Origin of the sequence: Microbacterium sp. Kw_RZR3, from assembly GCF_029222405.1 — a bacterium.
Classification (GTDB): Bacteria; Actinomycetota; Actinomycetes; order Actinomycetales; family Microbacteriaceae; genus Microbacterium.
Map to the genome: position 1 here is coordinate 1 of NZ_JARHXC010000208.1, position 7,610 is coordinate 7,610.

Sequence of the window (7,610 nt, forward strand, 5' to 3'; positions counted from 1 at the left end):
GCCGCGACCGAACCCGCGGGCGACCCAGATGAGATGACTCGCGCCGAATACTCGCGGCGGGAGCGTCAGGGTGAGCATTCGGCGCACGTCAGCGTGCTCGTCCTCGTTCCCCTCGTTCCACGTCAGCGTGGCGAGGGGAACGAGGGGGAGCGGACGAGGCCGCGGGTACGGCGCGGGGGGCGGGCGCGGGCACGGCGAGGGGCGCCGTGTTGCCGGGCGCAGGGCAGGCGGGTGACAGCGAGCGCGGGGCGCGGAAGGGTCACGCGGTCGGCGACTCGGGCCGGTAGTCCTCGGGGAGACGCTGGAGCGGCTGCGTCTCGATCAGCGCGTGCTCCTGCGCGTCGCGTCGATCGGCGAGGGGAAGGGAGACCCGGAAGGTCGCTCCTCCGCCGGGGGTGTCGACGACCTCGACCTTTCCATGCAGAAGATCGACGATGGATGCCACGATCGACAGGCCGAGACCCGACCCGCCCGTCTCCCGCGTGCGCGAGGTGTCCGCCCGCCAGAACCGCTGGAAGATCTGGTCGCGAATCTGCTCGGGAACCCCTTCGCCGTGGTCGATGATCTCGATCCACCCCATGTCGGCGTCGGCATCCACTCCCACGCGCAGTCCGATGGGGGAGTCGTCGGGGGTGAACCGCCGCGCGTTGCCCAGAAGGTTCGTCACGACCTGTCGCACCTTGTTCTCGTCGCCCAACACGATCGGCGCGAGGCGGGGCGACGAACGGACGGGTTTCGCCGAACTCGTGGCGGGGGGCGAGGACTCGGCAGCGAGCTCGACGACCGGGCCGTCGCCGGTGTCCTTGGCTCGACGCCTCAGACGCGACAGCGTCGCACCCGCGATCGCCATCGCCGAGGTCGTCGGAGCGCCTCTGCGACGACCGTTCGCGCCCGTGGCATCCGTCTCCGTCTTGGGCAGCACGTCGAGGCTCATGACGGGCAGCACGATCTCGTCGCGGCTGGTCGTGTCGTCGACCGTGACCTCGCGCTGCGGTGAGGTGACGCGCAGGTCGAGGGCGGCGTCGCGCGCGATGGGGCGGAGGTCGATCGCGGTGATGCTCACGTCGCGACGCTCGTCGAGGCGCGCGAGAGCCAGGAGGTCTTCGACGAGGGCACCCATGCGGATCGCCTCCTTCTCGATCCGCTCCATCGACTGGGCGACATCCTCGTCGGAGCGGATGGCACCCATCCGGTAGAGCTCGGCGTAGCCGCGCATCGTGACCAGGGGAGTGCGCAGCTCGTGGCTCGCGTCGCCGATGAACCGGCGCATCTGCCGGACGGTGGCATCCCGCTGTCCGAGCGCTCCGTCGATGCGCGCGAGCATGGCGTTGATCGCCGTCTTGAGGCGACCGACCTCGGTGTCGGGGACGATGTCGGTGAGACGCTGACTGAAATCGCCGGCGGCGATGTCCATCGCGGTGGTCTCGACCTGATTCAGACTCCGGAACGTGAGGGTCACGAGCCAGCGGGTCAGCAGCGCGCTCGCGATGAGGATGAGCAGAGCGACGAAGCCGTAGATGCCGACGTAGGCCGCGACGATCCGATCCGTCGGTCCGAGCGGCTGGATCACCATCTGGGTGTAAGAGCCGCTGTTGGGTACTTCGAAAAGACCCACGCGCGCGATGAAGTGCTGCCCCGTGACCGGGTCATCCAGGTCGATGCGCTTGTCGAGCTGCGTGTAGGTCTGCGGCGTCGTGAACGTGTCGGGCAGTTGCGGCGTGGACTTCGTCGACGTGCCGTTGAAGAAGGCCTCGCGCTGGCCCTCGGCGTTGTAGACGACGACCATCGACCCGATCTGCGGGGCGTTCTCGACCGGCGTGAACACCATCCGACCGTCTTGGTTGGTCGTCGTGAAGATGGTGTTCGCGATGTTGCCCGCGGCCTGCTGTGCCAGCTGCTCGTCGAGGTTGTTCACGAGCGTGGTGCGCAGGAAGACCATCGTGCCGATGCCGGCGGCGAACAGCCCGACCGCGAGGAGCGTGACAGTGACGCCGGTGACCTTGGCCCGCAGGCTCAGTCGGCGCCACCAGCGCGTCACGGCATCGTCGGAGTGCAGGAGGAGTCTCCGCTCAGACGGTCTTGCCCGACTTCAGCATGTAGCCGAAGCCGCGCTTGGTCTGGATGAGCGGCTCCGAGGAGTGCGGGTCGATCTTGCGGCGGAGGTAGGAGATGTAGCTCTCGACGATGCCGGCGTCGCCGTTGAAGTCGTACTCCCAGACGTGGTCGAGGATCTGCGCCTTCGACAGCACACGGTTGGGGTTGAGCATGAGATATCGCAGGAGCTTGAACTCCGTGGGGCTGAGGTCGATCGAGACGTCGCCGACGCTGACGTCGTGCGTGTCCTGGTCCATCGTCAGCTCGCCCGTGCGGATGATCGACTCTTCGTCGGCCTGCATCGTGCGGCGGAGGATCGCCTGGATGCGCGCGACGATCTCGTCGAGGCTGAACGGCTTGGTGACGTAGTCGTCGCCGCCGGCGTTCAGTCCCATGATCTTGTCTTCGGTCTCGTCCTTGGCCGTGAGGAAGAGGATCGGGGCGGTGTATCCGGCGCCACGGAGACGTTTGGTGACGCTGAACCCGTTCATGTCCGGCAGCATCACGTCGAGCACGATGAGGTCGGGTTCTTCTTCGAGTACGGCCGAGATCGTCTGCGCGCCGTTGGCCACGGCTCGCACCTGGAAACCGGCGAAGCGCAGGCTCGTGATGAGCAGATCGCGGATGTTCGGTTCGTCGTCCACGACGAGGATGCGAGGAGCTGTCATGCCCTCATTATCGTGACTGCACCCAGCAAAGTGCTGGATATGGAACGGAAAGCCGCACCCTGGTATGTCTCAGGCAGCCGCGGCGTCGATCCCGTCGGCATCCAGAATCGTGTACGCGTACCCCTGTTCGGCGAGGAATCGCTGGCGGTTCTGCGCGAAATCCTGGTCGACCGTGTCGCGCGCGATGAGCGTGTAGAAGCTCGCCGTGTGGTTCGACTGCTTCGGTCGCAGCAGGCGCCCGAGGCGCTGCGCCTCTTCTTGACGCGACCCGAAGGATCCCGAGACCTGGATGGCGACCGACGCCTCGGGCAGGTCGACCGAGAAATTCGCGACCTTCGACACGATGAGGAGCGAGATCTCTCCCACGCGGAAGGCCTGGAACAGCTCTTCGCGCTCCGCCACGGGGGTCGCCCCCGTGATCTTCGGCGCGTCGAGGGCCTCGGACAGCTCATCGATCTGGTCGAGGTACTGACCGATGACGAGGATGCGCTCGTCGGGGTGGCGCTCGACGAGCCGGCGCACGACGTCGATCTTCGCGGGAGCCGTCGCGGCCAGCCGGTAACGGTCTTCGTCGGCCGCGGCGGCGTATTCTAGCCGCTCGCCGGCGGGCAGGTCGATGCGCACCTCGTAGCACGCGGCCGGCGAGATGAAGCCCTGCGCCTCGATCTCTTTCCACGGCGCGTCGAACCGCTTGGGGCCGATCAGGCTGAAGACGTCGCCCTCGCGTCCGTCCTCGCGCACGAGCGTGGCGGTCAGCCCCAGGCGCCGCCGCGCCTGCAGGTCGGCGGTGAGCTTGAAGACGGGAGCGGGGAGGAGGTGCACCTCGTCGTAGAGGACCAGACCCCAGTCGAGCGCGTCGAGCAGGGCGAGGTGGGCGTATTCTCCCTTCCGCTTCGCGGTGAGGATCTGGTACGTCGCGATCGTGACGGGCTTGATCTCTTTGACCTGGCCCGAGTACTCGCCGATCTCTTCGGGGGTGAGCGTCGTGCGGCGGAGCAGCTCGTCGCGCCACTGCCGGGCGCTCACGGTGTTCGTCACCAGGATGAGGGTCGTCGTGCGGGTGTCGGCCATGGCGCCCGCTCCGACGAGGGTCTTGCCCGCCCCGCAGGGGAGCACCACGACACCCGAACCGCCCTCGGAGAACGAGTCGACGGCTTGCCGCTGGTACGGGCGCAGGCTCCACCCGTCCTCGGCGAGATCGATCGGGTGCGGGGTGCCCGGTGTGTAGCCGGCGAGATCTTCGGCGGGCCAGCCGATCTTGAGGAGCTCCTGCTTGATGTGGCCTCGCGCCCACGCGTCGATCAGGTAGGTGTCGGGCGTGGGGTGCCCGATGAGCAGGGGTGAGATGCGCTTGTTGCGTGAAACCTCGCCGAGCACCGCCGGGTCGGTCGAGCGGAGGACGAGCTCGTTCTCGTCGTTGCGTTCGATGACCAGGCGTCCGTAGCGGTTGACGGTCTCGCGGATGTCGGTGCTCACCGAAGCCGGGACCGGGAAGCGCGACCAGCGGTCGAGCGTCTCGAGCATCGCGTCGGCGTCGTGGCCGGCCGCCCGCGCGTTCCAGAGCCCTAGCCGGGTGATCCGATAGGTGTGGATGTGCTCGGGTGCGCGCTCGAGCTCGGCGAAGACCGCGAGCTCATGCCGCGCCGTCTCCGCCTCGGGGTGTGCGACCTCGAGGAGGACGGTGCGGTCGCTCTGCACGATCAAGGGGCCGTCAGCCATAGCGTTCGAGTCTACCGGGGTCGCGGCGGTCGAGCTTCACGCGGCGTCACTCGACGGGTGCGATCCCGTCGATGTGCGAGAGCGGGAGCGTGCGCTCGACGTCGGCGCCCCGGTCACGGCCGCGGAGACGGCCGCCTCCCAGTCCCGTCGCCTCCAGACGGAACACGCGCGTCGAACCGTCGGGCAGGCGAACGGTCACGTCGATGATCGCGCGGGCACGCACCGCCTGGTCGAGTTCGCGTTCGAGCCAGGCGGCATCCGAGTCCTCACCGCCAGCGCGTACGCGCCCGATGAGCGGCGCGTAGGTCTCGAGGGGATCCGTCGACGGGGTGTCGGCGGCCAGCCGGGCGCGCTCCAGCGTCCTCGGGGCGCCGGACTCGTCGACGGCGACGGCGGGGTAGTGCGCGTCGGTCAGCGCCCAGAAGACGACGTCGGCGGCGACGTGCGATTCGAGGGCCTCGTCGACGCGGGACAGGGCGACGGATCGCAGGGACTGGTCGACCTCCATCGCCTGGAGGAGAGTCGGGTCGGTCGTCGTGACCCGCGTCAGTCGCGTCTCCGGGTCGCTCGAGACGCGGACGCGACCGTGCTGCGCCGAGGTCCGCTCGATCACGTAGGCCAGGGGCTGCGGCAGCCCGGTGAGCGACAGGTCGGTGAGGAAGTCGCGCAGGGACTCGGCCGTCTCGCCACCGGTGATGGCTGCGCCGATCGTCGCGGCGCTGAACCGGTAGCTCGACGCCTGTGCCCGGGATTCTCGCGTCGCCATGCTCCGCAGACGCACATCGAGGTGCGGAGCGAGCGGACCCGGGGCGATGGCCGTGAGGTCGTTCTGGAGGTACACGCGGTCGACCTCGGGCGGAAGGAGGTCGCGGAGGGCGGAGACGTCGACCTCGTCGCCCGCCGCGAGTCCGGAACTCCAGGGAGGAGTCTGGTCGGCGGCGTCGATGAGGCCCCATGCCGAGAAACGCTCTCGCCACAGCGCCGCCCGCTCCGCGCCGGACGGGTCGAAGGGCAGTGCGTCGGGCCAGCTCGCGCTCGGGATCCAGCCGCCCTCGGCTGTGCGATACGCCCGGGGCAGGACGTCGCGCAGGGTCTTCGCGGTCTCCTGCCATCGATCGAGGGTGGGTAGGCGCAACCACGCCTTGCCGGCGGGGGTGACCAGCCACGCGCGGCCCGTGCTGCCCAACAGACCGACGGATGCCGCGATCCCGACGAGCAGATCCGCTTCCTCGGGTGTCTCCACGGCTCCCGCATCCACGAGGCGCCGCCGCTCGGTGGCGCCGAGCGATCCCGAGCCGATGCGTCCGAGCGGTGCGTCGAGAGTCAGGAGGAGGACGTCGGCCAGGGCCGCGGCGTTGGTGAACGCGGCTTCGGCGGCGGCATCGGATGCCGCGGCTCGGCCGGGGCGGGAAGGCTCGGCATCCGGGATCCCGTCGGGGAACATCTCGCCGACGATCGCGGCGACCGCTGCGTAGGCGACGCCGTCGTCGCGCACGAGAGCTCGCGCGACGAGCGCGGCGCGCACGTCGGTGAGTACGGGCGATCCGGTCGAGACGGCCGCGACGAGGGCTTCGGCCTCGGTCCGCGTCAACGGGGGGAGTGCGCGGGAGATCGAGGGGGGATCGAGCAGCGCATCCGCCGCGTCGAAGGTGTCGCGCCACGTCGCCGAGGGTGAGACGTCGCGCTCGAGAAAGAGCTGAGCGAGGTCTTCGTCGGCCCGTGCGCTCAACGAGACCGCCAGTGCGCGTTGGTCGGAGGTCTCGGGCACGGTCAACGCCCCTTGTTCGCGCGTGCCCTTCGCACGAAGCTCATGATGAGCACGGCCACCAGGCACGCGAACGCGACCGGGGGTGCGATGTAGAGCAGAACGCCCACCGTCGGCCAGATGCCGGTGCTCATGTCGGCCTTGGCCGTCGACGCGATGATGATCGCGAAGAAGCTCGCGACGGACAGGATGAGCAGTCCGAGCGACATGAACGCCAGGATGCGATCGACACGGCGGATCGGGACATCGCCGTCGGGGGTGCGTGTGCTCATCGCCCCTCAGCCTACTGCCTGGCACGCGTGGCGTAGGCTGAAGGGCCGGGATCCGTTCGGGTCCCGGGTTCCACCGCGCGTTCGCGCATGTCTTTCAGCGAGGTTTCCATGCCCACCGGCAAGGTCAGGTTCTACGACGAAGAGAAGGGCTTCGGCTTCATCGCCACCGATGACGGCCAGGACGTGTTCCTGCACGCCACCGCCCTGCCCGCCGGAACCCCCGCGCCCAAGGCCGGCACGCGCCTCGAGTTCGGCGTCGCCGACGGCAAGCGTGGTCTGCAGGCTCTGTCGGTGCGCGTCCTCGAGGCACCCGTGAGCATGGCGAAGCGCTCGCGCAAGCCCGCCGATGACATGGCGATCATCGTCGAGGACCTCGTCAAGCTCCTGGACGGCATCGGCGGCGATCTGCGTCGTGGCCGGTACCCGAGCGGTGCGCACGCCAGCAAGATCGCCGCGGTACTGCGCAAGGTCGCCGATGACTTCGAAGCCTGAGCAGCCGGTCGACGACCGACTGCTTCACGCCCACGACCTCGCGCTGAGCGCGCTGCACGAGATCACCCCCGCCGACACGGTGGGGCCGCCCGCCGACTACATCGTCGAGAACGACGGCGTCGTCTCGCTGCGGTTCCACACGCGCCTGCTCGGGTACCCCGGGTGGTACTGGACCGTGAGCGTGGCCGTCGTCGACGACGCCGAGCCGACGGTCCTCGAGGCGGAGCTGATGCCCGGCGAGGGCGCGCTCCTGGCACCCGAGTGGGTTCCCTGGGCGACGCGCCTGGCGGATTACCAGGCGGCGCAGGTCGCCGCGGCGGAGAGCGGCGAGTCGGATGACGACGTCGACGATGACGATGTTGATGATGACGATCTCGACGGCGAAGACGACGACGCCGAAGACGACGACGAGTCGGAGGACGAGCCGAAGGCGCGGTTCCACGCCGGAGACCTCGACGGTGTCGACATCGATGAGTTCGACGAGTCGGGTGACGCCGAGCCGGAGTCCGAGGACGACTCGGACGACGACGAAGAGGACGACGACGAAGAAGACGGCGACGAAGAAGACGGCGACGAAGAAGACGACGACGAAGACGACGA

Annotated in this window: 7 protein-coding genes; 2 read left to right on the top strand and 5 right to left on the bottom strand. The window is 69.0% G+C overall.

Going from position 1 to position 7,610, the window contains the following annotated elements:
• Positions 1-259 precede the first annotated feature (259 nt).
• The 5 genes from P2P98_RS11500 to P2P98_RS11520 form a co-directional block, all read right to left on the bottom strand.
• Positions 260-2,038, bottom strand: a complete 1,779-nt coding sequence (locus P2P98_RS11500; RefSeq protein ID WP_345799718.1) for a HAMP domain-containing sensor histidine kinase — start codon at positions 2,036-2,038, stop codon at positions 260-262.
• A 31-nt stretch (positions 2,039-2,069) separates the two neighbouring features.
• A complete protein-coding gene (locus P2P98_RS11505) occupies positions 2,070-2,762 on the bottom strand; it encodes a response regulator transcription factor (RefSeq protein WP_013585852.1) in 693 nt (230 codons plus the stop codon).
• A gap of 69 nt (positions 2,763-2,831) precedes the next feature.
• Positions 2,832-4,481 carry a DNA repair helicase XPB gene (locus P2P98_RS11510; RefSeq protein ID WP_275799934.1) on the bottom strand — a complete coding sequence of 550 codons (1,650 nt, stop codon included), beginning with the start codon at positions 4,479-4,481 and terminating at the stop codon, positions 2,832-2,834.
• Between the two features lie 46 nt (positions 4,482-4,527).
• Positions 4,528-6,249 carry a helicase-associated domain-containing protein gene (locus P2P98_RS11515; RefSeq protein WP_275799935.1) on the bottom strand — a complete coding sequence of 574 codons (1,722 nt, stop codon included), beginning with the start codon at positions 6,247-6,249 and terminating at the stop codon, positions 4,528-4,530.
• A gap of 2 nt (positions 6,250-6,251) precedes the next feature.
• Positions 6,252-6,518, bottom strand: a complete 267-nt coding sequence (locus P2P98_RS11520) for a multidrug ABC transporter ATPase (RefSeq protein ID WP_275799936.1) — start codon at positions 6,516-6,518, stop codon at positions 6,252-6,254.
• A gap of 108 nt (positions 6,519-6,626) precedes the next feature.
• Here P2P98_RS11520 and P2P98_RS11525 point away from each other — a divergent pair, with 108 nt between their 5' ends.
• Positions 6,627-7,010: a cold shock domain-containing protein gene (locus P2P98_RS11525; protein ID WP_013585856.1), complete on the top strand. Its 384-nt coding sequence runs from the start codon at positions 6,627-6,629 to the stop codon at positions 7,008-7,010.
• Positions 6,994-7,610 (top strand): DUF3027 domain-containing protein (locus P2P98_RS11530; protein ID WP_275799938.1); only part of this gene is annotated, 617 nt, incomplete at its 3' end. The genes P2P98_RS11525 and P2P98_RS11530, both read left to right, overlap by 17 nt.